General features: G+C 52.0%; 22 protein-coding genes. 21 read left to right on the top strand and 1 reads right to left on the bottom strand.

The window, feature by feature from the left end; translation table 11 throughout:
* The first annotated feature begins 11 nt into the window (after positions 1-11).
* The 17 genes from Q6A92_RS06785 to spoVM all read left to right on the top strand — a co-directional run bounded on the left by Q6A92_RS06785 (position 12) and on the right by spoVM (position 17,821).
* Positions 12-668 carry an ABC transporter ATP-binding protein gene (locus Q6A92_RS06785; protein ID WP_274397480.1) on the top strand — a complete coding sequence of 219 codons (657 nt, stop codon included), beginning with the start codon at positions 12-14 and terminating at the stop codon, positions 666-668.
* Positions 665-1,423, top strand: a complete 759-nt coding sequence (locus Q6A92_RS06780; protein WP_274397479.1) for an ABC transporter permease — start codon at positions 665-667, stop codon at positions 1,421-1,423. The genes Q6A92_RS06785 and Q6A92_RS06780 overlap by 4 nt, the downstream gene beginning before the upstream one ends.
* A gap of 345 nt (positions 1,424-1,768) precedes the next feature.
* The gene (locus Q6A92_RS06775; protein WP_332237457.1) at positions 1,769-2,191 is read left to right on the top strand and encodes a hypothetical protein; all 423 of its coding nucleotides are present in this window, start codon (positions 1,769-1,771) and stop codon (positions 2,189-2,191) included.
* 197 nt (positions 2,192-2,388) lie between these two features.
* Entirely contained in the window at positions 2,389-4,122 is a 1,734-nt protein-coding gene (locus Q6A92_RS06770) for an Rqc2 family fibronectin-binding protein (RefSeq protein WP_274397477.1), read from the top strand.
* A 110-nt stretch (positions 4,123-4,232) separates the two neighbouring features.
* The gene (locus tag Q6A92_RS06765; protein ID WP_274397475.1) at positions 4,233-5,114 is read left to right on the top strand and encodes a YicC/YloC family endoribonuclease; all 882 of its coding nucleotides are present in this window, start codon (positions 4,233-4,235) and stop codon (positions 5,112-5,114) included.
* A 30-nt stretch (positions 5,115-5,144) separates the two neighbouring features.
* Positions 5,145-5,405, top strand: coding sequence for an extracellular matrix/biofilm regulator RemA (remA, locus tag Q6A92_RS06760; protein ID WP_274397473.1), 261 nt, complete (start codon positions 5,145-5,147; stop codon positions 5,403-5,405).
* A gap of 18 nt (positions 5,406-5,423) precedes the next feature.
* The gene (gmk, locus tag Q6A92_RS06755) at positions 5,424-6,047 is read left to right on the top strand and encodes a guanylate kinase (RefSeq protein ID WP_274397471.1); all 624 of its coding nucleotides are present in this window, start codon (positions 5,424-5,426) and stop codon (positions 6,045-6,047) included.
* A complete protein-coding gene (rpoZ, locus tag Q6A92_RS06750) occupies positions 6,044-6,241 on the top strand; it encodes a DNA-directed RNA polymerase subunit omega (RefSeq protein ID WP_274397469.1) in 198 nt (65 codons plus the stop codon). Before gmk ends, rpoZ begins: the two co-directional genes overlap by 4 nt.
* Positions 6,242-6,397: 156 nt before the next feature.
* Positions 6,398-7,618 carry a bifunctional phosphopantothenoylcysteine decarboxylase/phosphopantothenate--cysteine ligase CoaBC gene (gene coaBC / locus Q6A92_RS06745; protein WP_274397467.1) on the top strand — a complete coding sequence of 407 codons (1,221 nt, stop codon included), beginning with the start codon at positions 6,398-6,400 and terminating at the stop codon, positions 7,616-7,618.
* Positions 7,615-10,026 (top strand): primosomal protein N', encoded by a 2,412-nt coding sequence (priA, locus tag Q6A92_RS06740; RefSeq protein WP_332237456.1) that lies wholly within the window; start codon positions 7,615-7,617, stop codon positions 10,024-10,026. Before coaBC ends, priA begins: the two co-directional genes overlap by 4 nt.
* Positions 10,027-10,065: 39 nt before the next feature.
* Positions 10,066-11,010, top strand: a complete 945-nt coding sequence (fmt, locus tag Q6A92_RS06735) for a methionyl-tRNA formyltransferase (RefSeq protein ID WP_332237455.1) — start codon at positions 10,066-10,068, stop codon at positions 11,008-11,010.
* Complete coding sequence (gene rsmB / locus Q6A92_RS06730) at positions 11,007-12,362, top strand: 16S rRNA (cytosine(967)-C(5))-methyltransferase RsmB (RefSeq protein ID WP_332237454.1); 1,356 nt, start codon at positions 11,007-11,009, stop codon at positions 12,360-12,362. Before fmt ends, rsmB begins: the two co-directional genes overlap by 4 nt.
* Positions 12,363-12,389: 27 nt before the next feature.
* On the top strand, positions 12,390-13,133 hold the full coding sequence (locus tag Q6A92_RS06725) for a Stp1/IreP family PP2C-type Ser/Thr phosphatase (RefSeq protein WP_274397461.1): 744 nt from the start codon (positions 12,390-12,392) through the stop codon (positions 13,131-13,133).
* Positions 13,130-15,094 carry a Stk1 family PASTA domain-containing Ser/Thr kinase gene (gene pknB, locus Q6A92_RS06720; RefSeq protein WP_332237453.1) on the top strand — a complete coding sequence of 655 codons (1,965 nt, stop codon included), beginning with the start codon at positions 13,130-13,132 and terminating at the stop codon, positions 15,092-15,094. Before Q6A92_RS06725 ends, pknB begins: the two co-directional genes overlap by 4 nt.
* Before the next feature lie 156 nt (positions 15,095-15,250).
* The gene (gene rsgA, locus Q6A92_RS06715; RefSeq protein ID WP_332237452.1) at positions 15,251-16,135 is read left to right on the top strand and encodes a ribosome small subunit-dependent GTPase A; all 885 of its coding nucleotides are present in this window, start codon (positions 15,251-15,253) and stop codon (positions 16,133-16,135) included.
* Between the two features lie 868 nt (positions 16,136-17,003).
* Entirely contained in the window at positions 17,004-17,645 is a 642-nt protein-coding gene (locus tag Q6A92_RS06710; RefSeq protein ID WP_332237451.1) for a thiamine diphosphokinase, read from the top strand.
* Positions 17,646-17,740: 95 nt separating this feature from the next.
* Positions 17,741-17,821, top strand: coding sequence for a stage V sporulation protein SpoVM (gene spoVM / locus Q6A92_RS06705; protein WP_188801779.1), 81 nt, complete (start codon positions 17,741-17,743; stop codon positions 17,819-17,821).
* Positions 17,822-17,982: 161 nt separating this feature from the next.
* On the opposite strand, the gene rpmB is transcribed toward spoVM, so the two are convergent.
* Entirely contained in the window at positions 17,983-18,171 is a 189-nt protein-coding gene (gene rpmB, locus Q6A92_RS06700; protein ID WP_023508941.1) for a 50S ribosomal protein L28, read from the bottom strand.
* 504 nt (positions 18,172-18,675) lie between these two features.
* On the opposite strand from rpmB, the gene Q6A92_RS06695 reads away from it, so the two are divergent.
* Genes Q6A92_RS06695 through recG form a run of 4 tightly spaced genes read left to right on the top strand, consistent with a single transcriptional unit; the run spans position 18,676 to position 22,742 of the window.
* Complete coding sequence (locus tag Q6A92_RS06695) at positions 18,676-19,074, top strand: Asp23/Gls24 family envelope stress response protein (RefSeq protein ID WP_332237450.1); 399 nt, start codon at positions 18,676-18,678, stop codon at positions 19,072-19,074.
* A 17-nt stretch (positions 19,075-19,091) separates the two neighbouring features.
* On the top strand, positions 19,092-19,754 hold the full coding sequence (gene sdaAB / locus Q6A92_RS06690) for an L-serine ammonia-lyase, iron-sulfur-dependent subunit beta (protein ID WP_332237449.1): 663 nt from the start codon (positions 19,092-19,094) through the stop codon (positions 19,752-19,754).
* Between the two features lie 40 nt (positions 19,755-19,794).
* Positions 19,795-20,697, top strand: coding sequence for an L-serine ammonia-lyase, iron-sulfur-dependent, subunit alpha (gene sdaAA / locus Q6A92_RS06685; protein WP_274397453.1), 903 nt, complete (start codon positions 19,795-19,797; stop codon positions 20,695-20,697).
* Positions 20,694-22,742 (top strand): ATP-dependent DNA helicase RecG, encoded by a 2,049-nt coding sequence (recG, locus tag Q6A92_RS06680; protein WP_332237448.1) that lies wholly within the window; start codon positions 20,694-20,696, stop codon positions 22,740-22,742. The genes sdaAA and recG overlap by 4 nt, the downstream gene beginning before the upstream one ends.
* The last annotated feature ends 122 nt before the right edge of the window (positions 22,743-22,864 follow it).

The raw sequence follows: 22,864 nt of genomic DNA, 5'->3' as shown, positions 1-22,864 counted from the left end.
GAGGGTTTGTATTGGCTCAGATAGAATTCCAGAACGTCTCTTACCGCCATGAAAAAAAATCCATACTTAAAGACATTTCAATGAATGTTGAGCCGGGCGATTATATTTCTATCATGGGGCCTTCTGGCAGTGGAAAAAGTACGTTCTTAAAACTTTGCTGCCACCTGATCAGCCCGACCGGGGGCAGGATTTTGTTTAACAATGAAGATCTTATGCGGCAGGATCCCATTCAAATAAGAGAAAAAATCAGCTACTGTTTTCAGACGCCTGTGCTTTTTGGAGAAACGGTAAGGGATAATTTATCGTTCGTCTATTCCATCCGCAAACGTGCTGCAGACTGGAAGAGGGTGGATTTTCTCTTTTCCCGGTTTAATATGAGCCGGGATTATCTGAATCATAAGATTGAGGGCCTTTCCGGCGGAGAGAAACAAAGGATCGCCCTGATCCGGACTTTGCTTTTCAGGCCTGATGTTTTGCTGCTTGATGAAGTGACTTCGGCTCTTGATGCCGATAACACGCTCATCGTGGAGAGGGCAATTGAGGCGCTGAATCAGGAGGGGATAACCATTCTATGGGTGACACACAATCCTGAACAAGGAAAAAAATACGCCGGCAAGCTATTGACCATAGAGGACGGTCAAATAAAATCATTGGAGAAACTCAGATGAACGAAGCCAATGTCAGTATCACTTCCCTTCTTATTGCGTCTTCTCTTGTGATGGTCTCTTTGCTTTTTTCCTATTTTCAGAAGCTCAGACTAGAGAAAGAAACCTTGATTAGTGTCATTAGAGCTATTATCCAGCTTATTGCGGTCAGCTATATCCTTGAGTATATTTTTGGCCTGAACAATCCGTTATTTACGACATTGCTGATTGTGATTATGACGTTTAATGCCGCGTATAACGCATCCAAAAGAGGAAAGGGAATGAAAAACGGGCTTCTCGTCTCCTTCGTATCAATTGCGGCTGGAGCCGGGATGACCCTGTCCGTCCTGGTCCTTTCAGGTGCGATTAAATATCAGCCCAATCAGATCATTCCGGTCGGCGGGATGATTATAAGCAATGCCATGGTTGCGCTTGGGCTATGCTTCCGCCAGCTGTCTGCCGACTTTAAAAGCAGACGGGATGAGGTGGAAACCAAGCTCTCGCTTGGAGCGGATATTCTGCCGTCCTCCATTGAAATTATCCGTGATTCGATCCGGACGGGCATGCTTCCAACGATTGATTCAGCCAAAACACTTGGAATCGTTTCTCTGCCGGGCATGATGACGGGGCTCATTCTCGCCGGGATTTCGCCTCTTCAAGCGATCCGCTATCAGATTATGGTGACTTTCATGCTACTGTCGACAACGGCAATATCTTCCTTTATCGCCTGCTATCTTTCTTACAGGAACTTTTTCAATAAACGGAAGCAGCTGCAGTAAAGATAAGATCATCCAACAACGGTTAATAACACATAATCACGATCCTGAAAAAAATCATAGGAAAAAATAAAGCCGCTGAAAAGTCATAAAAATTTACGAGGGCATCATTTCTCACATAAAGTGCAGAAATGGTGCCCCTTTCCTTTATAATTGAAATATTCATGATCAAGCAGGCGGTACGATAAATCTCCAGGAATCGTCCATGATCCTGAGCTCATGCATAGAACTTTACGACTTGATTGTTCCAAGAACAATCTTTTGCGGGAAATGAATGAACCTGTTTCTTTTTCTTTTGTGATTAACGGACTAAAAAAATGACCCATTTTTTATTAAGCAGATGTATTCATGCCCGGTGAAGATATTGCTGTGCTTTATCCCCACAATAAGATGGCGCTCACCGGAGTCTCATTTTCAACCGCGGATGCGACAGTCTGCTCTGCTCTGATCATCCAATCTGACAAAAACAAAGGAAAATCGATAACACGCGAGGCATTAATATCGCAGTTAAAGGGTGACCTGGAAATGAATCGTCCATTTGATTTAGGCTATATAGTTATCATTGTTGCGATGATATTACGAATCTTATTGAATATTCTTGGGATCATTTTCATTATACTGGCAATCATCAACTGGCTTCGGAAAAGACAGGGGGAAACGGGCATTTCCTTAAAAATTCTCGTGATTGCTACCCTGATCGTATTCATTTTGAATATAGCGGTTTTCATTTTGGCCGATTTGCTGCCCTCATCATCCACATCCATTATGTGAAAACAAGCGGCTTCCTTCTTTCTGTTAGCTTATGAAAATAGTCGCAGTGAATGAAAATCCCGGATTGAATTCGGAATCATTCTTGACGCACGGCGCCCTGGGGTGAGACAATAAAAGCTGATAACTATTATAGTGTTATAGTGTGTTGGAAAAGCGAGCAGCCGATGCCCGCTTTTTTTGAAAGCGAGGGATCCATCATGTCTTTTGACGGCATTGTCACCCGCGCCGTTGTCCGGAGTCTGCAGGACTTCGTCGGCGGACGGGTTGCAAAAATATATCAACCGACGGCAACCGATCTGATTTTTCATCTGCGTTCCAGGAGTGCGCACGGAAAGTTGCTGATTTCCGTCAATGCAGCGTTTGCGCGGTTGCATCTGACCCGCCTGACTGAAGGAAATCCGCAGGAGCCGCCGATGTTCTGCATGTTGCTGCGCAAGCATCTGGAAGGCAGTGTGATTGAGCGGATCGAACAGGTTGGACTGGAGCGGATTGTTCACATCGATTTCCGAACGCGCAATGAACTCGGAGACTTATCGGAGAAACAGCTGATTATCGAATTAATGGGCCGGCACAGCAACGTCATTCTGATCGACAAAGATTCGGGCCGGATCATCGACAGCGTGAAGCATCTGACGTCCGCTGTCAACCGTTACCGGACGGTGCTGCCGGGTGAAACCTATGTCGCTCCGCCCGATCAGGGAAAACTGAATCCGCTGGAGATGCCGGTGAAGGATCTGATCAGCCAGCTGGAATGGAATGGCGGGCGGATCGACCGCCAGATCGTCGGTGCCGTCAGCGGTTTCTCGCCGCTGATCGGCAGTGAAATTGTCCATCGGGCCGGCCTGCCTTATCAGGAGGCGATTGCCCGTGCTTTTGAGATCGTGCAGGCCGCGATCCGCAATCATGACTATCGTCCGAATATTATCTATGGCAAAGGCGGCAGAGATGAGTGCCATGTGCTTGACCTGACTCACCTGGAAGGCAAGAAGCAAGAATTCTCCGATGTGAATGAAATGCTTGATCATTTTTATGTGGTAAAGGCGGAAACGGATGCCGTTAAGCAGAAAGCCGGCGATCTCAGCCACTTTATCGCACTGGAACTGAAAAAAAACAAAGCGAAACTGAAGAAACTTGAGAAGACCGTGCGGGAAGCGGACAATGCCGATACCTACCGCCTGTACGGCGAGCTGCTGACGGCGAACATGCACCGTTTCAAAAGGGGGGACCGCGCAGTCGAGGCCGTCAATTACTATGACGGCAATCAGGCGACCGTCACGATTCCTCTGAATCCGAACCGGACACCGTCGGGAAACGCCCAGGCTTGGTTTAAAAAATACAACAAAGCGAAGACCGCCAAACGGGTTGTCCGCGATCAGATCGGCCGGACAAAAGAGGAAATTGTCTATTTTGATAATCTGATGCAGCAGGTGGAAACGGCTTCGCTCAAGGACATCGCCGGGATCCGCGAGGAGCTTGAAGAGGGGGGCTATCTGAAAAAGAAACGGCCCGCCCGCGGGAAAAAGAAGAAAACGCGCCCCGAAATCGACCGCTATTATGCGTCGGACGGAACAGAGATCCTCGTTGGCAAAAATAACAAACAGAATGATTATCTGACGACAAAAGTAGGCGGGCGCGAAGAGGTGTGGCTGCACACAAAAAATATTCCGGGCTCGCATGTCGTGATCCGATCGGAACAGCCGAGCGAACGGACGCTTGCCGAAGCGGCGGCGCTGGCCGCTTTTTTCAGCAAATCGCGGCTGGGAAGCGGCGTCCCTGTTGACTATACAAAAGTAAAGTTCGTGAAAAAGCCGGGCGGCGCGAAACCCGGATTCGTCATCTATACGGATCAGAGGACACTCTATGTGACCCCGGATGAATCGCTTGTCCTGAAATTAAGGAAGAAACCCGAAGCCGAGGGGCAGGGCGGGTAAAGTTCTCCGCAGCGGCCGCAAAAATGACAAAAAACAGGTCGACATATTTTGCGGGTTTGCTTGCTTCAAAGGTGCTGTTTTGTTTAAAATGAGAGGGTGGAAGTGATTGGATGATAAACAGCATGACCGGTTTCGGCGCGGCATCGCTCAAACAGGATGAGACGACTGTCCGGGTTGAGCTGAAATCAGTGAATCATCGCTTTTTCGATCTTTCTCTCAACATCCCCAGACCTTTATTCTATCTGGAAGATAAAATCAGGAAGACCGTTCATTCCTATATTAAGAGAGGTGCGCTGACTCTTTTTTTAATGATCGACGGCAGTAAAGCCGTTGCCCCGCAGGTCGGTACGAATTGGCAGGTCGTCGATCAGTATCTGGACGCGGCCAGAGAAATGGAACGGCGCTGCGGCGGAAAAGAATGGGACTTCAGCAATATCCTGCTTTTACCAGGTGTTTTTTCCGTCCGGGAGGCAGACGGGTCGGCGGCGAGAGCAATGGAGCCGCTTGTCCTGAAGACGATCGGCCGGGCCTGCGAACAGCTTGTCGGGATGAGGCGGAGGGAAGGCGCCCGGCTCGGCGAGGATCTTCGAAAAAAGGTTGATTGGGTCGAACAGCAGATTTCCGAGCTCGCGGGATTTGCACCTCGCGTGCATGAAGCTTATGAGCAGCGGCTCAGGCATGATGTGTCTGACTTTCTGGGAAATCATTATGCGATCGATGAGGAGAGGCTGATGAATGAAATCGCCGTTTTTGCAGATAAGTCGGCGGTTGATGAAGAGCTGATCCGGATGAAGAGCCATCTTTCCCAATTCCGGGCTTTACTTGACGAGCCCCTGCCGGTCGGCCGCCGGCTTGACTTTCTTATTCAGGAAATGAACCGCGAAATGAATACAATCGGTTCGAAGGGAAACAGTGCCGAAGTGAGCGGAAGGGTTGTATCCATTAAAGGCGAGGTTGAAAAACTAAGGGAGCAGGTTCAGAATGTTGAATGACGTTATCACGAACAGGGAAGTGATTGTGCTGTGATCAGATTAATCAATATAGGATTCGGGAATATTGCGTCCGCGGGCAGAATTGTCTCGATTATCAGTCCCGAATCGCAGCCGATCAAGCGGCTGATCAAAGTCGCCCGGGATCATAATAAACTGATCGATGCCACATACGGCCGAAGGACCCGGGCGGTTATTGTCATGGATAGTGACCACGTCATCCTTTCTTCTGTGCAGCCGGAGACGGTTTCCCAGAGATTGATTCAGCATGACGATGTGACGGATGATGCATGAAAGGTTGGAGGTCTGTGCATGAGTTTTAAGGAGAAAGGGCTGCTGGTTGTTCTTTCGGGACCGTCCGGAGTCGGAAAGGGAACAGTCTGCAAGGCATTAAGAGAGAGAGGAAGTTCCCTTCAATATTCCATTTCTGTGACGACCAGAAAACCGAGAGAAGGCGAGATCGACGGGGTTCACTATTTTTTCAGGACCCGCGGACAGTTCCAGCAAATGATCAAAAAGGGGCAGCTGTTGGAATGGGCCGAATATGTCGGTAATTTTTACGGCACTCCGGTTGATTACGTGAAGAGCACTCTCGATAACGGGAAGGACGTCATTCTGGAAATTGAGGTCCAGGGAGCTCTTCAAGTCAAACATCGCTTTCCGGACGGCCTCTTTATTTTCCTTGCGCCGCCGGATCTGAAAGAATTGAAAAAACGGATTATCGGACGGGGCACGGAAACGGCCGAACTGATAGAAAGCAGAATGACCGTCGCCAGATCGGAGATGGAACTCATGCAGAACTATGACTACGTCGTCGAGAACGATCAGGTGGAAAAAGCCTGCGACCGGATTGAGGCAATTGTGCTTGCGGAACATTGCCGGGTGGATCGGCTGATTGAAAAGTATCAAAAAAATGAAGGAGCTGATGGACTATGATGATTTATCCGTCCATTGATAGTTTATTGGAGAAGGTCAACTCAACTTATACGCTGGTCACGCTTTCAGCGAAACGTGCACGCCAGCTTCAGGACGGAACGGGCCATTTGATGGTCGAACATCCGCGTTCCGATAAAGCGATCGGCCAGGCCCTTGAAGAAATCAACGCCGGCCTTCTGTATTACAAAAACTGATCATCCGGGCTCTGATCGGATACAGCAACAACCTTTCTGCAGGTTGTTGTTTTTTGTACAACCGCAGGGTAACGGGCTTTCAAACTAAAAAACGGGATTTACCGATCGTCAGCGCGTAGAGAAAGATCCGGCGTTGCGAGGAAAGGGGAGAAAAAAATGACGCTTTCCGGGAAAAAAATTGTGCTCGGCCTGACCGGCGGCATAGCTGCATATAAAGCCGCCGAACTTTCGAGCCTGCTTGTGAAATCGGGAGCAATCGTCGATGTGGTCATGACCGAAGCTGCCAAGCGTTTTATTGGCGAGGCGACTTTTCAGGCACTGACACGCCGGCCGGTTTATGAAAGTGTGTTCGCGGAAAAAAGAGAGGGGCAGATCGCCCATATTGATCTTGCCGATACGGCGGATCTGCTGCTTGTCGCTCCGGCGACGGCAAATATGATTGGAAAACTGGCGGCGGGCCTGGCCGACGATATGCTTTCGACAGTGATTCTGGCGTCCAAGGCTCCGGTATGGATTGCTCCGGCCATGAACGTGAACATGTATGCTCATCCTGCTGTTCAAAAAAATCTTCGGACACTTGAGGAGTTCGGCTATCGGCTGATCGGTCCCGATCAGGGGAGACTGGCGTGCGGCTGGACCGGGAAGGGGCGGCTGGTTGAACCGAAAGCCCTGTTCGCGGAAATCGAGGCCTACTTTGCCGGCACCGGGCCGGCCGATTTGCTGCCTGCGCTTAATGGAAAGAAGATTCTGGTTACTGCGGGCCCGACATTGGAAGCGATCGATCCCGTGCGCTATTTCAGCAATCACTCAAGCGGTAAAATGGGCTATGCCGTTGCCTGTGCCGCCAAACGGGCGGGCGCCGAAGTGACGCTTATAGCCGGTCCTACCCAGCTGGAAGCGCCTCAGGATGTTCCTGTCATTAAAGTGAATTCGGCTCGTGAGATGTACGAAGCGGTGGTCAAACGGTTTGAAACCGTCGATGCTGTTGTTAAAGCGGCCGCAGTGGCTGATTATCGGCCGGAGACGGTCAGCCAACACAAAATCAAAAAGGGCGACGGGCCGCTGGTCGTAACGCTGGTCCGCAATCCTGATATTCTCAAGGAAATCGGCAGCCGGAAAACCCATCAGCTGCTGGTCGGTTTTGCGGCCGAAACGGAGGATCTGGAAACAAACGCAAGGCAGAAGCTGGAGGAAAAGCATCTTGATTTACTTGTCGCCAACCGGGTGGAGGACGGATTCAGAAAGGACACGAACAAGGTCACCTTTTTCTTTGCCGACGGCCGGCGGCAGGCACTCGAACAAATGTCAAAACAGAAGGTTGCCGAGGAGATTTGCCGGGCGCTTGCCGGTCTCCTGGAAACGAGCGTTCTGCATTGATTGCCGAAGTCTATGTTGATATAGCGGCCAGCCCCGTTGACAAGCCTTTCGATTATCAGATTCCTGAAGCGCTTTCTGATTTTGTCAGGCCGGGAATGCGGGTGATCGTACCGTTCGGAAGGACCCGGCGGCTCGGGTTCGTCGTATCGCTTAAAGAAGAATCCTCTTTCGGCAAATTAAAAACCATTGAACGCCTCGTCGACCATCTGCCGGTGCTGACCGGTGAATTACTGGATCTCGGCCGCTGGCTTGCCGATACAACGCTTTGTCCGACCGTTTCCGCCTTTCTGGCGATGCTGCCGGCGGTGATGAAAGCCGACTATCATAAAGGTCTGACGGTTGAAAATCCGGACCGGCTGCGCCAGCGCTTTCCGCAGCTGAGCCGGATTTTTCTCTCTGAAAAGACGATCGAATGGGACACGGTTGAAAAAAAGTATCCTGAACTGTTAAAAGAAGTGAACGAGGCGCTTGATGAAAACATCATTTCCCTTAACCGGCTTGTCGGAAATCAGGCCCGTGCCAGAAAAGTCCTGGCGTTTTCCGCGGCTGTCCCGCGGGAGGAGCTGCTCCGGGCCGAGGGAGAGCTTGACGGACGGTCGAAACGGCAAAAAGAAGCGCTGTCTTTTTTTATCGATCGGCCGCTTCGATTGCCGGTGAACGAACTGATTCATAAATATCATCTGAGCAGAGAAGCCCTGGGGCGATTAGAAAAAAAAGGCTTGCTGAAACGGGAAATGGTTGAGCAGTTCCGCAATCCTTATCGTCGGCCGGGCCCGCCGACCCGTCCGCTTCCTCTGACCGCGGAACAGAATCAGGCACTGGCTCCGATTCTTGGTTCAATCGAAAAGGACGAGCCCCGTGTTTTTCTTTGTCACGGGGTGACGGGCAGCGGCAAGACCGAGATTTATCTTCAGGCCATCCAGAAAGTGATTGCGCTCGGAAAGCAGGCGATCGTGCTAGTTCCGGAAATCTCGCTGACCCCGCAGATGGTGGAGCGTTTCAAGGGACGTTTCGGCGATGAGGTGGCCGTCATGCACAGCGGCCTGAGCCGGGGCGAAAAATACGATGAGTGGCGCAAAATCCGAAAGGGCCTTGTCAAGGTAGCTGTCGGGGCACGATCGGCCGTTTTTGCTCCTTTCGAACGGCTGGGCCTGATTGTGATCGATGAAGAACACGAGACAAGCTATAAGCAGGACGACAGTCCCCGCTACCATGCCCGGGATGTAGCTATTTATCGCGGACGCCGCCACGGCTGTCCCGTCGTGCTCGGCAGCGCGACACCGTCTCTGGAGTCTTTTGCCAGGGCTCAGAAGAAAGTCTATACGCTGCTCACACTGAAAGACCGTTTCAACCATCATCCGATGCCGCCGGTTGAGATTGTCGATCTGCGCGAAGAAATGCGGGCGGGCAACCATTCGATGTTTTCAAGAGCTCTGTTTTTTAAAATCAAGGACCGGCTGGAAAAAAGAGAACAGATCTTACTGTTTCTGAATCGGCGCGGGTATTCGACTTTTGTCATGTGCCGGTCGTGCGGAACCGTGATCAAATGCCCGCACTGCGACATTTCATTGACATACCATCATGCCGGCCGCCTGCTCAAGTGTCATTACTGCGGTTATGAAGAACGGATGCCCAACACCTGTCCGTCGTGCGGCAGCGATTCTATGCGTTATTTCGGAACGGGGACGCAGAAGGTAGAAGCCGAGCTGAATCGCCTGCTTCCCGAGGCACGGGTCATCAGGATGGATGTCGATACGACAAGGCAGAAGGGCGGCCATGAAAAACTGCTGCGCCGGTTCGGTGCGCATCAGGCGGATATTTTGCTTGGGACCCAGATGATCGCCAAGGGCCTTGATTTTCCGAAAGTGACGCTGGTCGGCGTTCTGGCGGCGGATTCGATGCTCCATCTTCCCGACTTCCGGGCATCCGAAAAAACCTTTCAGCTTCTGACGCAGGTTTCCGGCAGGGCCGGCAGACATGATCTTGCGGGAGAGGTTGTCATTCAAAGCTATACGCCGGATCATTATGCCATAGTCGACGCGGCGCATCACGATTATATGCGCTTTTATCACGAGGAAATGCAGCTCCGGCGCCGTCACGGCTATCCTCCGTTCTACTTTCTCGTACTTATTAATCTGACCCATCCGGAACCGGCGCGGGCGGCGGATGCGGCAGAGCGCATTGTCTCGATGCTGAAGAACAACCTGTCGCAATCGGCACGGATATACGGACCCGTTGTTCCCGCGATTGCCAGGATAAAAGATAGATATCGCTATCAGTGCATGGTAAAATACAAAAGAGAGCCTGAACTTTTCCCGATCCTGAAAAAGATCTCGCTGCATTTTCAGAATACGGAAAAAGACGGTCTGCAACTGTCGATCGATCTGAATCCCGTTGTTTTAATGTGAAAACGGAAACGGGCAGAGGACAATAAAGAGGATGATTGAATGAAAGTGATTTTTATGGGAACGCCTGATTTTGCCGTCCCTGTTTTACAAAGACTGCTGGATGATAGAAATTATGAAATCCGCTGCGTGGTGACCCAGCCGGATCGCCCGAAGGGAAGGAAGCACACGCTGACACCGCCCCCGGTCAAACTTTTAGCGCTAAAATATCGGATCCCGGTGCTGCAGCCGGAAAAGGTGCGCGATCCGGAAGCGGTGCGTGAAATTCTGTCTTATAGTCCGGACTTATTGATTACGGCGGCGTACGGCCAGATCCTTCCGCAATCCCTGCTTGAGGCGCCGCCGCTCGGGAGCATAAACGTACATGCTTCCCTTCTCCCCGAATACCGCGGCGCGGCACCGATTCAGCAGGCGGTCATCGATGGAAAGAAGGAATCCGGGGTCACAATTATGTACATGGTCCGCAAACTCGATGCCGGAGACATTCTGACCCAGGTTCGCGTAGCGATTGGCGACAGCGACACGTTCGGCATTCTTCACGACAAACTGAGTGCCGCCGGTAGCGATCTGCTGATGAAGACGCTGCCCGAACTGGCGGCCGGGCGTTTGACGCCGGTGCGGCAGGATGAAGCGAAAGCGACTTTTGCTCCGAGTATCAAGCACGAGGACGAGGCGATCGATTGGAACGAACCCGCGGAAACCGTCCGCAATTTGATACGCGGCCTTAATCCTTATCCGGGCGCTTTTACGCGGCTGGACGGAAAGATCTTTAAAATTTATGCCGCACGGCTTTCAAAACAGAAAACCGCTGCGGCACCAGGCACGGTCATCGATACGGGCGAAGAGGGCTTTCTGGTTGCCGCCGGATCGGGGAGCGTGCTTGAGGTGGCCGAATGCCAGCCGGCCGGGAAAAAACGGATGAGTGCCGCCGATTTTCTGCGGGGAAAAGGACTCGAAATCGGCGCGCTGCTGGGGAAAGAAGCATGACCCGTCATTCGGCACGGGAGACGGCTCTTGATTTGCTGCTCTCGATCACAGAAAATCATGCCTACAGCCAGCTGGCGCTCAATGATGTCTTATCGGGGAGCGGCCTGTCTGTAAGAGACAGAGCTCTGGTGACGACAATTGTCTACGGCGTGCTGCAGCGCAGGCTGACGCTGGATTATTTTCTGTCCGCTTTTACCGGAAGCGATCGCAAACTGGATCAATGGGTCAGGCTGCTCCTGCAGCTCTCTTTTTACCAGAAACTCTATCTGGACCGCATTCCCGATCACGCAATTGTCAACGAAGCGGTGTCGATTGCCAAGCGGCGGGGACATCGGGGAACGGCAGGATTGGTTAATGCTGTATTGAGGCAGTTTCTGCGGCAGGGGGCTCCCGATCTTTCGGCCGTTCTTCCGGAAAGCCGGCGGCTGTCTATCCAGTACAGTACGCCCGAATGGCTGCTGGACATGTGGGAGAAACAGTGGGGCCGGGAAACGTCGCTCAAGATTGCCGAAGCGGGGAACAGGATTCCCTGCACATTTGTCCGTGTCAATCGATTGAAAATTTCCAGAAAGGCGCTGGCGGAAAAGCTGGCAGCAGAAGGTGTCCGTACATCGGCCGGCGGTCTGTCCCCCGACTGTCTGCGGGTCGAGGAGGGCCAGCCGGCGGCAACCGAGGCTTATAAAGCAGGACTGATGACAATTCAGGATCAGAGTTCGATGCTTGTCGCCGATGCCCTTGCCCCCGCGGCGGGGATGACGGTTCTTGATGCGTGCGCGGGACCGGGAGGGAAAACCGCCCATCTTGCCGAGCGGATGGGAAACAAAGGAAAGATTGTCGCACTCGATCTTCATGAGCATCGGACGAAACTGATTGACAAGACTGCCGCGCGCCTTGAAATTTCCATCATTGAAACACGGGCTATGGACGCAAGAAATGTCCTTAAAATCTATGGCGAAGCATCCTTTGACCGTGTGCTTCTGGATGCTCCGTGTTCCGGTTTCGGCGTCATCCGCCGCAAACCGGAAATTAAATGGGAGAAGACACGTGCGGACGCCGAGCGGCTTGTATCGATTCAACGTTCGCTTCTTGAAGCGTCCGCACCCCTGGTCAAAGCGGGCGGATGGCTGGTCTACAGTACGTGTACCATTAATCGTGCGGAAAACGATGACTTGTTGAACCGTTTTTTATCGCAACATCACGATTTTAGTTGGGAACCTGCTTTTTTTTCACGTTTTCCGTCGGCCATTCAGGCTTGCCGTTTGTCGCCGCAGGCATCGATGCTTCAGCTGATGCCGTTTCAGTTTGGAACGGACGGATTTTTTATCGGATGTTTGAGAAAAAAAAGAATATAATGTTGCCGCACGGGGAGCGTGACACAGGTGAAGGCTGTATACGGTACGGATCGCGGGAAAATCAGGAATCACAATGAAGACAGCATCGGCGTTTTTTACGGTGACGGGCAGATTCTGGCGGTTGTCGCAGACGGCATGGGCGGCCACGCGGCGGGTGATGTCGCGAGCCGGATGGCCATTGAAGTGATTCAGTCGAAATGGGAAAAAGTTTCCGGCACACTGAATGAAAGCGAAGCCGTACAATGGCTGAATCAGCTGGTCCGCTCGATTAATGTACATTTGTACGACTATGCGGCGGAACATGAGGAGTGCAGAGGAATGGGGACAACCATAGCCGCTGCTTTTTGCAGAAAGGATTTTGTTGTCGTTTCCGCCGTCGGCGACAGCCGAATTTACATATGGAAACAGGGAGAACCGATCCGGCAGATTACCGAGGATCACACGCTCGTCAATGAACTTGTTAAGAGCGGCCAGATCACGAAGAAAGATGCCGAGGTTCATCCGAAAAAACATATACTGATGCGCGCGCTCGGAACCGAGCCGGCAATTGAACTGGATACGTCGACACTGACCTGGCCGGACGGAGCCCTGCTCATGATCTGTTCAGACGGGCTGACCAACAAACTGTCGGACGAGACGATCGGTCGGATAATGGGAAACGGGCGTTCACTGCAAGAGAAAACAGAGACGATGATCAGTGAGGCAAATAATGCGGGCGGAGAAGACAATATATCAATGATCATCGTCTCCCGTGATGGTGAAGAAGTATGATTGGAAGAAGAGTCGGAGGAAGATACCAGATTCTGTCGCGCCTCGGAGAGGGCGGCATGGCAATTGTTTATAAAGCAAAGGACCTGATCCTGGACAGATTTGTTGCAGTGAAAATTTTGCGGCCGGAACTGGCGGGGGACGAGGAATTTGTCAGGCGTTTTCATCGCGAAGCGGAATCGGTGGCCAGTCTGTCGCATCCGAACATTGTGGCAATTTACGATATCGGAGAAGAGGAAGACTGCTACTATATCGTCATGGAATATGTCCATGCGATGACTTTGAAAGAATTTATCAAGGATTATTCACCGATATCGATCAGTGAATCCGTCGATATTATGAAACAGGTTGCCAGAGCGATCGCACACGCCCATGCACGCGGCATTGTACACCGCGATATCAAGCCGCACAATATCCTGATTGACGAAGAAGAACATGTTAAAGTCACCGATTTCGGCATTGCACTCGCGATCAGCGATTCGACAATTACCTACACGCATTCCATTATTGGTTCGGCTCATTACCTTTCTCCGGAACAGGCGCGCGGAGGAAAAGCAACCGTTAAATCGGATATTTATGCGTTTGGCATCGTCATGTTTGAGCTGCTCACGGGCAGGCTTCCCTTCCCGGGAACGTCGCCCGTATCCGTAGCGCTCAAGCATCTTAGCGAACCGATGCCCCTGCCGAGCGATTTCCGTCCGGAAATTCCGCAGAGCCTGGAGAACATCATCATCAGGGCTCTGGCCAAACGTCCGCAGGATCGCTATGAAAGCATGACCGACCTTTATGAAGATCTGGAAACCTCGCTGAATCCGGATCGTGCCGGGGAAAGCCGGCTGATTCTGGCAGCGGACCAGGCGGATGATCCCGACGACGATGATGAGAAAACAATCAAAATGGCGCCGGTTGTAGCCGGCCGGTCGGAGGATACGATCGCTGCGGAACAACCGCCCGCGGCACCGGATCCTGAAAAAGACGGCAAAAAGAAAAAGAAAAAAAGAAGATGGCCGGTCATTTTCGGCATTCTGCTGCTTTTGATCGCTGCCGGACTGGTCATCGGCCTTACGCTGCTGCCAAAGCTTTTCTATGTCGAAAATGTCCGTGTCCCGGATGTAACCGGGAAAACCTATCAACAGGCCGAACAAATCTTAACGAATAAAAACCTTAAGGTCACCCGCACAAATCAACACAGCGCCACGGTGAAAAAGGGTCTGGTTTTTCTGCAGAATCCTGCGGCCGGCACCGATGTAAAAGCGAAAACCGCGGTCGGACTCTTTGTCAGCGAAGGGCCGAGTTCCGTGCAAGTGCAGAATTATGTGGGCTATGACCGGGATTCGGTCGCCAATTCTTTGCAAGGCCAGGGATTTAAAAAAATTGTCTGGCATCAGCAGGAATCATTAGGATTTCCGGACGGGGAAATTATCAGCCAGAATCCTGTGGCGGGAACGCAGGTCGTACCGTCCGATACGGTGCTGGAGCTGACGTACAGTACCGGCAATCCGAATGTGACCGTTCCGGATCTCAGCGGCAAAACTCAGGATCAGGCGAACCAGCAGCTGAAGTCGCTCGGCCTCAGCGCCGCCTTTGCAACCGGTACTTATTCCGATACGGTTCAGAAGGGCAATGTCCTGAGCCAGGATCCGGCTCCGGGAAGTCTGATGGCCAAGGGGTCGTCGGTCCGGCTCGCCTTATCGAAAGGAAGCGAGCCTCAGTCGAAAGAAATCGATCAGCCGATAAAAGTTGTCTATTCAAAAGGAAATGGCGGGAACAAGGGGCAGCCGGTCCGTGTCCAGATCTATTATACGGATGCAAATCACACTGATACACTTTTCACCGATGAAAGTATCACCGATACGAAAACTTATACCATTCCTTTTATCCTGAACCCGGGGCAACAGGGGTCGTACAGCATTCTGCTCGACGGGGTCCAGAAAAAAACAGGGACGGTTAATTATCCGAATTAAGGAGATGGATTTCTCTTTGTACCGTGATACCGCCGGCTTCCAGGCGGATGAAACGGCCGGGAACCCGATCCGGATTTGATTGAAAGGCCCGGTCTATGGCTTGCCCGCAAACAGAAGAACGGACCGATCACCATAATTTTTATGAGGAGCTTAAGCATGCCTGAAGGAATGATCATTAAGGCCCTGAGCGGGTTTTACTATGTCACAGACGGGAATCGGCAGGTCCGCTGCCGGGCGAGAGGCGTTTTCAGAAAACGCCACGTTGTGCCCCTGGTCGGCGACCACGTGACCTATGAGGCAAAGAAAGCGACCGAAGGATATATCCTTTCTGTTGGTCAACGGAGCACTATGCTCAATCGTCCGCCGATCGCTAATGTAGATCAGGCAGTTCTCGTTTTTTCCGTTGCCGAACCGGCTTTTGATGATCAACTGCTTGATCGGTTTCTCGTACATATGGAGGCACACCGCATCCCTTCGCTGATCTGTCTGACAAAATGGGACCTTCTCGATGTCGGCGGCGATGAAGCGATGCGCAAGTTGATGGCACGCTACACGAAAATCGGTTATCCCGTGATCAGGACTTCCAGTGTGAAAAATCTTGGACTTGCAGATTTACGCAAACATCTGGAAGGCATGATCAGCGTCATCACCGGCCAGTCCGGCGTCGGGAAGTCTTCCCTTCTTAATGGGCTGGATCATTCGCTGAGCATTGACACTCAGGAAATTTCGCAATCGCTCGGACGAGGAAAGCATACCACAAGGCATGTCGAACTGCTTCCGATTGCGGCGGGCGGATTTGTTGCAGATACACCCGGTTTCAGCTCCCTTGAGATTCCGCCGCTTTCTCCCGGTGAACTGGAACAATGCTTCCCGGAATTTTCAGAGTTTCGGACATTGTGCCGGTTCAGAGGCTGCACGCACTTTGCTGAGCCCGGCTGTGCGGTGAAAAAGGCCGTGAAAGAACACCTGATTGACGTGAACCGATATGCTCATTATCAGGCTTTTTCTCAGGAAATCGGCAAAAGGAAACGCCGCTATTAATGATAGAACTGAGGATCCGGTTAAGGGCGGGTTAAATTTGCCTGCAATCAGGACATTGGAAGTAATCTTTCGCCCCACTTCTTCCGGCAAATAAAGAGGCTGACTCGGAAAGGCACGGATCAGCAGTTTTTCATTAAAATAAGCGGTCATCAAAAAAAGCTGTTGACTCAAAGGCCATTCCTTGACTGGTGCACTGAGCCGGTGAAAAAGTCTTTCACTGCTCTATAAAAAAAGATGAACGGCTACGGGATAGAAGAATACTGTCTGACCGGATTCAGAAAGCTGAACCGAACATGAGCGGCCGCACCGAATCGAGGGCAAAGCCACACCGAAATGCAGAAAAGTTGTGCCGAGCCGTGTGCGAATCGCCCTGGACAAGAGGGGACGCACCGAACCGCCGGAATGTCGCACCGAATCGAGGCAAAGCCGCACCGAAATGCAGAAAAGTCGCACCAAAATACTGAAAAGTTGTGCCGAGCCGTGTACGAATCGCCCAGGACAAGAGGGGACGCACCGAATCGAGGCAAAGTCGCACCGAATTGGGGCAAAGCCGCACCGAAATGCAGAAAAGTTGTGCCGAGCCGTGTGCGAATCGCCCTGGACAAGAGGGGACGCACCGAATCGAGGCAAAGCCGCACCGAAATGCAGAAAAGTCGCACCGAATCGCCGGAATGTCGCACCGAATCGGGGCAAAGTCGCACCGAATCAAGGCAAAACCGCACCGAACCGCGAATAAGCCGTTCCAAAATTCAGTTTTCAGTGTTTCAACAATGCCGTACAAAAGTCTGCGACTCAAATAAACGGCGTGGATCAGGTCAATCATTCATTTGATCGGGAAGCAGAAATGTTTAAAGGAGATGATCAAGAAATGCGTATCGCGATTGTTGCCGGAGGTCCGAGAACATTGATTCCAGACCTTACTTCCGACTTTTTTAAAGATTGTCTGTGGGTGGGAGCCGATCACGGAACATACATTTTACTGGAAAATCATCTATCTCCCGTTCGCGCTTTCGGCGACTTCGACTCTTTGTCGGATGAAGAAAGAAGTGAAGTCTTCGGAGCGGGGATCAGACTTGATACTTATCCGCGGGAAAAAGATAAAACAGATCTGGAACTGGCGCTTGACTGGGCGCTCGGCAGGGATCCGGATGAATGCCTGATCCTCGGTGCAACGGGAGGAAGGCTGGATCATGGGCTCGCCAATGTCCAAATGCTGCTCAAGGGCGCCGATAAAAAGACAAAACTGATTCTGCTGGACAAAAAAAATTGTATCACCTTGCTTACTCCGGGCATATATCATGTAAAGAGAAAGCACGTGTATCCTTATCTTTCTTTTTTGTCTCTGACTGAAAAGGTCGCGGGGCTGACCCTGAGAGGCGTCAAATATCCATTGACCGAGGCGGAGCTGTTGCTTGGATCGGGCCTCTGCATCAGCAACGAGGCGGAGGCCGAAATTTTCACGATTTCTTTTTCTGAAGGTATTCTGCTCATGATGCGCTGCAGTGACTGACACGGATTGATGATCATAGTTCCGGTACACGCTGCATATAGTTTAGAAGCGCGCAAAAAAGGCCGACGACGCAAGAAGCAAGGGGGAGCAAATCGATGAAATTTTATACAATTAAGCTGCCGAGATTTTTAGCGAGTATTGTGAGAGCCCTCCTCGGGTCCTTTCGTAAGGGGTAAGGGCACCTGTCAATGCGAAAAAGGCACCCTTGCAGAACGGGGGCCTTTTTTGCACGAACAGAACGGGAATGTTCCGATTCTTTTCTTTTATAGGGATTCAATAAAAGAGCGCCGATATGGGTGCTTTTTAACCCAAGCGGCGCTTCGCAATTATCCGGCCGTCAGACGCGTTCAACTTTGCCGGCCTTCAGTGCCTTGGTGGAAACATAGACACGTTTCGGCTTGCCGTCCACAAGAATGCGCACTTTCTGCAGATTTGCTTTAAACGTTCTTTTTGATTTATTTTCAGCAAATGAGCGATTCTGTCCGAACTTTGTCGTCTTTCCGGTTACAAAACAGCGGCGTCCCACGAAAATAACCTCCTTGCCAAACTATAATAATAAGCAACATTCCCATCTTATCATGTGGAGGCATTGCTTGCAATAGGGAGGAGCGGGCCGCCCGGCAAACACGTATTCAAAAGCAACGACTGATGCGCCCGCACGCAAAAGAATACCGCACGGAGATTTTTCCCGGCAGATCGTTTCATAAGCAGCAGTCATGTGAGGCCTTCAACCGCATCGCAATTCAGTTCTATAAATGATATGGGACATGCCCGGATTATTGCCGGCGATTTTTGAATCATTCTGCCGCTCGCTTAATGATTCGCTGTCGCATAGTCCTGCCTGCGCCTTCCTTCAATCCGCCATGCAGACGGCGGTCTTCCTGATCGGCCGGTGCTTTCAAATTCTGGCAGGCTAGTGTAAAATAGCGATAATGATCGATCATTGATTCGATAGGCAGATTTTGTTCCGGCCGGTGCGTGCTTCCGGCGGATGATCAGTGAAAAACGAGAATAGAGGGAGGAACCCGTAATGTCAATCTCGATTAATAATACCTATGGACAAATCGATATCTCGACAGATGTCATCGCGAAAATTGTCGGCGGTGCGGCTCTTGACTGCTACGGAATTGTCGGTATGGCCTCGAAAAATCAGCTCAAGGACGGATTTGCGGAGCTGTTGAAGAAAGATAATTTCAGCCGCGGTGTGATTATTCATTTCGATGAAGAACAAAACCTGATGATCGATATGTACATCATCGTCAGCTATGGTACGCAAATTTCGGAAGTCGCCGTGAATGTGCAGAACAAGGTGAAGGAAACATTGAACGCTGCATTGGGAATCGATGCTGCAGCCATCAATATATTTGTCCAGGGTGTCAGGCTGACAGAAGACGAAGTGCCGGCTGAAAACAGAAAATCGGAAGCTTAAGAGAGGGGCATGCAGTTGTGAAATATCGCAGCGTTTTTGACATCATCGGCCCGATTATGATCGGTCCCTCCAGTTCCCACACGGCCGGTGCGGCCAAAATCGGGCGCGTCGCGCGGAAACTCTTCAGCGATCGTCCGCAGCAGGTCGATGTGACTTTATATGGTTCGTTTGCCGAAACCTATCGGGGACACGGTACCGATGTGGCACTGGCCGCCGGTTTGCTTGGCTTTGACGCAAACGATCCCAGGCTGCCCGATGCGCTGACAATAGCCGCCGATCAGCGGATGTCCGTTACTTTTACCGCTGACAGAGACACGCAGGTCGATCATCCGAATACGGCACGGCTTCATTTGACAAAGGGAAAGAACGAACTGGATCTCGTCGGCGTGTCGATCGGCGGCGGCAAAATCGAGATCACGGAGGTAGACGGTTTTTCCATTTCATTATCGGGGAGCAATCCTGCTCTGCTTGTGCTGCACCGCGACAAATATGGCGCAGTGGCGGAAGTCGCCGGGCTGATCGCAAAATATGAAATGAATATCTCTTACATGGAAGTTTCCCGGCATGAAAAGGGCCATCTGGCGATGATGGTTATCCAGACTGACGAGGAGATCGGCGAGGGACTGGCTGCAGAGGTTTCGGCTCTTCCCAATATGCTTAATGTTGCCGTATTATCCTGAGCCTGGAAACATTGACGAAAGGCACGGAGGGATTTTCTTTATGTTCAAAACTGTAGCAGAATTGGTGGAACTGGCACAAGACAGGAGTTTGCCTGTTTCCGAAGTGATGATTCAGACTGAAAGGGAAACGACAGGAAAAAGCCGTGAGGATATCTTTTCCAGAATGGCAGACAATCTTGATGTGATGGAAAAAGCGGTACAAAGAGGCATTCATGAAGACATTCGTTCGCATTCAGGCCTGACCGGCGGAGATGCCCGGCTTCTTCAGAAATATCTGTCGTCGGGCCGCTCTCTTTCCGGGGATGTTCTGCTCAATGCCGTAGTAAATGCCATGGCGACCAACGAAGTCAATGCGGCCATGGGGACGATCTGCGCCACGCCGACTGCGGGTTCGGCAGGCGTTGTGCCGGGTACGCTGTTCGGGCTGGCCCGGAAACTGCAGCCGGTGCGGGAACAAATGGTACGCTATCTGTTCACTGCCGGCGCGTTCGGGTTCGTCATTGCCAATAACGCATCGATATCCGGGGCTGCCGGCGGCTGCCAGGCGGAAGTCGGATCGGCGGCCGGCATGGCAGCGGCGGCGGCTGTGGAACTGGCCGGAGGAACGCCGCTTCAGTCGGCCCACGCTATGGCGATCGCACTCGGAAATATGCTTGGACTGATCTGCGATCCCGTGGCCGGGCTGGTTGAAGTCCCGTGTGTCAAGCGCAATGCCATCGGCGCATCCACCGCTATTGTCGCCGCCGATATGGCGCTGGCCGGCATTCAAAGCAAGATTCCCTGCGACGAAGTCATCGGCGCTATGTACCAGGTAGGCAGAATGATGCCGGCGGCGTTCAGGGAAACGGCCCAGGGAGGGCTGGCCGCTACTCCGTCCGGGAAAAAGCTGAAGAATGAAATATTCGGCCGGACCGGCCGCCCGTCGGTGCCTGATCAGCGATGACGATTTCCAGTGACCGGCAGCTTGTCTGCGATCTGCAGGGTGTCGGCCGGACATCGGCGGAAGAACTGAAACAGCTCGGCATCGTCACCCTTGAAGATTTATTCAGCTATTATCCTTATCGTTATGACAATTACGAAATCAGGGATCTGGCGGACGTCCGCGATGATCAGCATGTCACGGTTGCCGGCAAGGTGCACAGCGAACCGGTTCTTACCTTTTATGCCAAAAAAAGATCGAGGCTCGCCATCCGTGTCCTTTCCGGCCGTTATTTAATTACGGTGGTCGCCTTTAACCGGCCGTACTTAAAAAAGAGGCTGAAGCTGGGGGACGAAGTCACAGTCACGGGAAAATGGGAAAAAAACCGGGCCGTTCTGACCGCTTCGGAGTTCCATATCGGGCTGCCGAAACGTGATGAAAGCATCGCTCCGGTTTATCCGGTCAAAGGCGGCCTGACGGTCAGACGCCTGAGAGCGATCGTCAGACAGGCCCTCCGGCAGTATGCCGACAGCCTCACCGAAAATCTTCCTTCAGAAATAATTAAAGATTACAAATTAATGGGGCGCAGGGAAGCCATCTGCGAAATCCATTTTCCCTCGGAGCGGAGCAGATTGAGGCAGGCCAGACGCCGCCTCGTCTATGAAGAATTTCTGAATTACGAGCTGAAAATGCAGGCGTACAGGCTGAAAAAGCGGCGCTCTTCACACGGGGTCGCCATGGCAGTCCAAAGAGACCGTCTCCGGAATTTTCTCAGCGCCCTTCCTTTTTCCCTGACACGCGCTCAGGAAAGAGTGGTCGATGAGATTCTGCACGACATGGCGTCGCCGGCTGCGATGAACCGGCTTCTTCAGGGAGACGTCGGTTCGGGAAAAACCGTCGTTGCGGCGATCGCGCTTTATGCGGCCGCGACTGCAGGCTATCAGGGCGCGTTGATGGCTCCGACGGAAATTCTCGCGGAACAGCATGCGGACGGCCTGCAAAAACTGCTCGGGCTTTTTTCCGTCAACGTAGCGTTATTGACCGGAAGCATCCGTGGAAAACGCAGGAAACTGCTTCTTGACGGGCTGAAGGGAGGCACGATCCATGTACTGGTCGGCACGCACGCCCTGATTCAGGACGAGGTCGTGTTCAACCGGCTCGGGCTTGTGGTTACCGATGAACAGCACAGATTCGGTGTCGGACAGCGCAGAGAATTGCGCGGCAAAGGGCAGGATCCGGATGTGCTTTACATGACGGCGACACCGATACCGCGCACGCTGGCAATATCCGTTTTCGGCGATATGGATGTCTCGACGCTCGATGAGATGCCCGGCGGCCGGAAGGCGATTAAAACGTACTGGGTCCGTCATGAAATGATGGAGCGGGTCATTCAATTCATGAGGAGCGAACTGGGACAGGGCAGACAGGCCTACGTTATTTGCCCGCTGATCGAAGAGTCGGAGCAGCTTGATGTACAGAATGCAATGGATGTTCATGCGCGGCTGACCCGGGCGCTTCCGGATTACTGCGTCGGCTTGATGCACGGCAGAATGGCTTCGGAAGAAAAAGAAGCTGTAATGGCCAGCTTTAAAAATAACAAGACTCATGTGCTTGTATCGACGACTGTCGTGGAAGTCGGGGTGAATGTGCCGAACGCGACGCTTATGGTGATCTACGATGCCGACCGCTTCGGGCTCTCTCAGCTTCACCAGCTGCGCGGCCGCGTCGGCCGGGGCGACAGCCAATCTTATTGCGTGCTCGTCGCAAATAGCCGCTCAGAAACCGCCATGGAAAAGATGAGAATGATGACGGAAACGGCGGACGGCTTCCGGCTTTCGGCTTTTGACTTGAAACTGCGCGGACCCGGCGACTTTTTCGGCAAGAAGCAAAGCGGTCTGCCTCAGTTCAGGCTTGCCGACATGGTCCATGATTACCGGACACTGGCGGCAGCAAGAGACGATGCCGCGAGATTGGTAAAAGATCCGCATTTTTGGAAGAGTGAAGCGTTTCTGCCGCTGCGAAAGCCGCTGGTGGAAGCCGGCATTCTGAATCATGAGCAGCTGGACTAAGCCGGGCAGAGTTCCCTGCAGCCGGAGTCGCAGCCGGAAAATGCCATGTACAGCTACCCGGAAAGCGGTGGATATGATATACTTACTATTATTACCTAGTCTTAAAAGGACGTTAGAAGCGA

Origin of the sequence: Sporolactobacillus sp. KGMB 08714, assembly GCF_036598985.1 — a bacterium.
Taxonomy (GTDB): domain Bacteria; phylum Bacillota; class Bacilli; order Bacillales; family Sporolactobacillaceae; genus Sporolactobacillus.
Note: the sequence above shows the minus strand (reverse complement) of the source record. Positions and strands in the feature narration are given on the sequence as shown.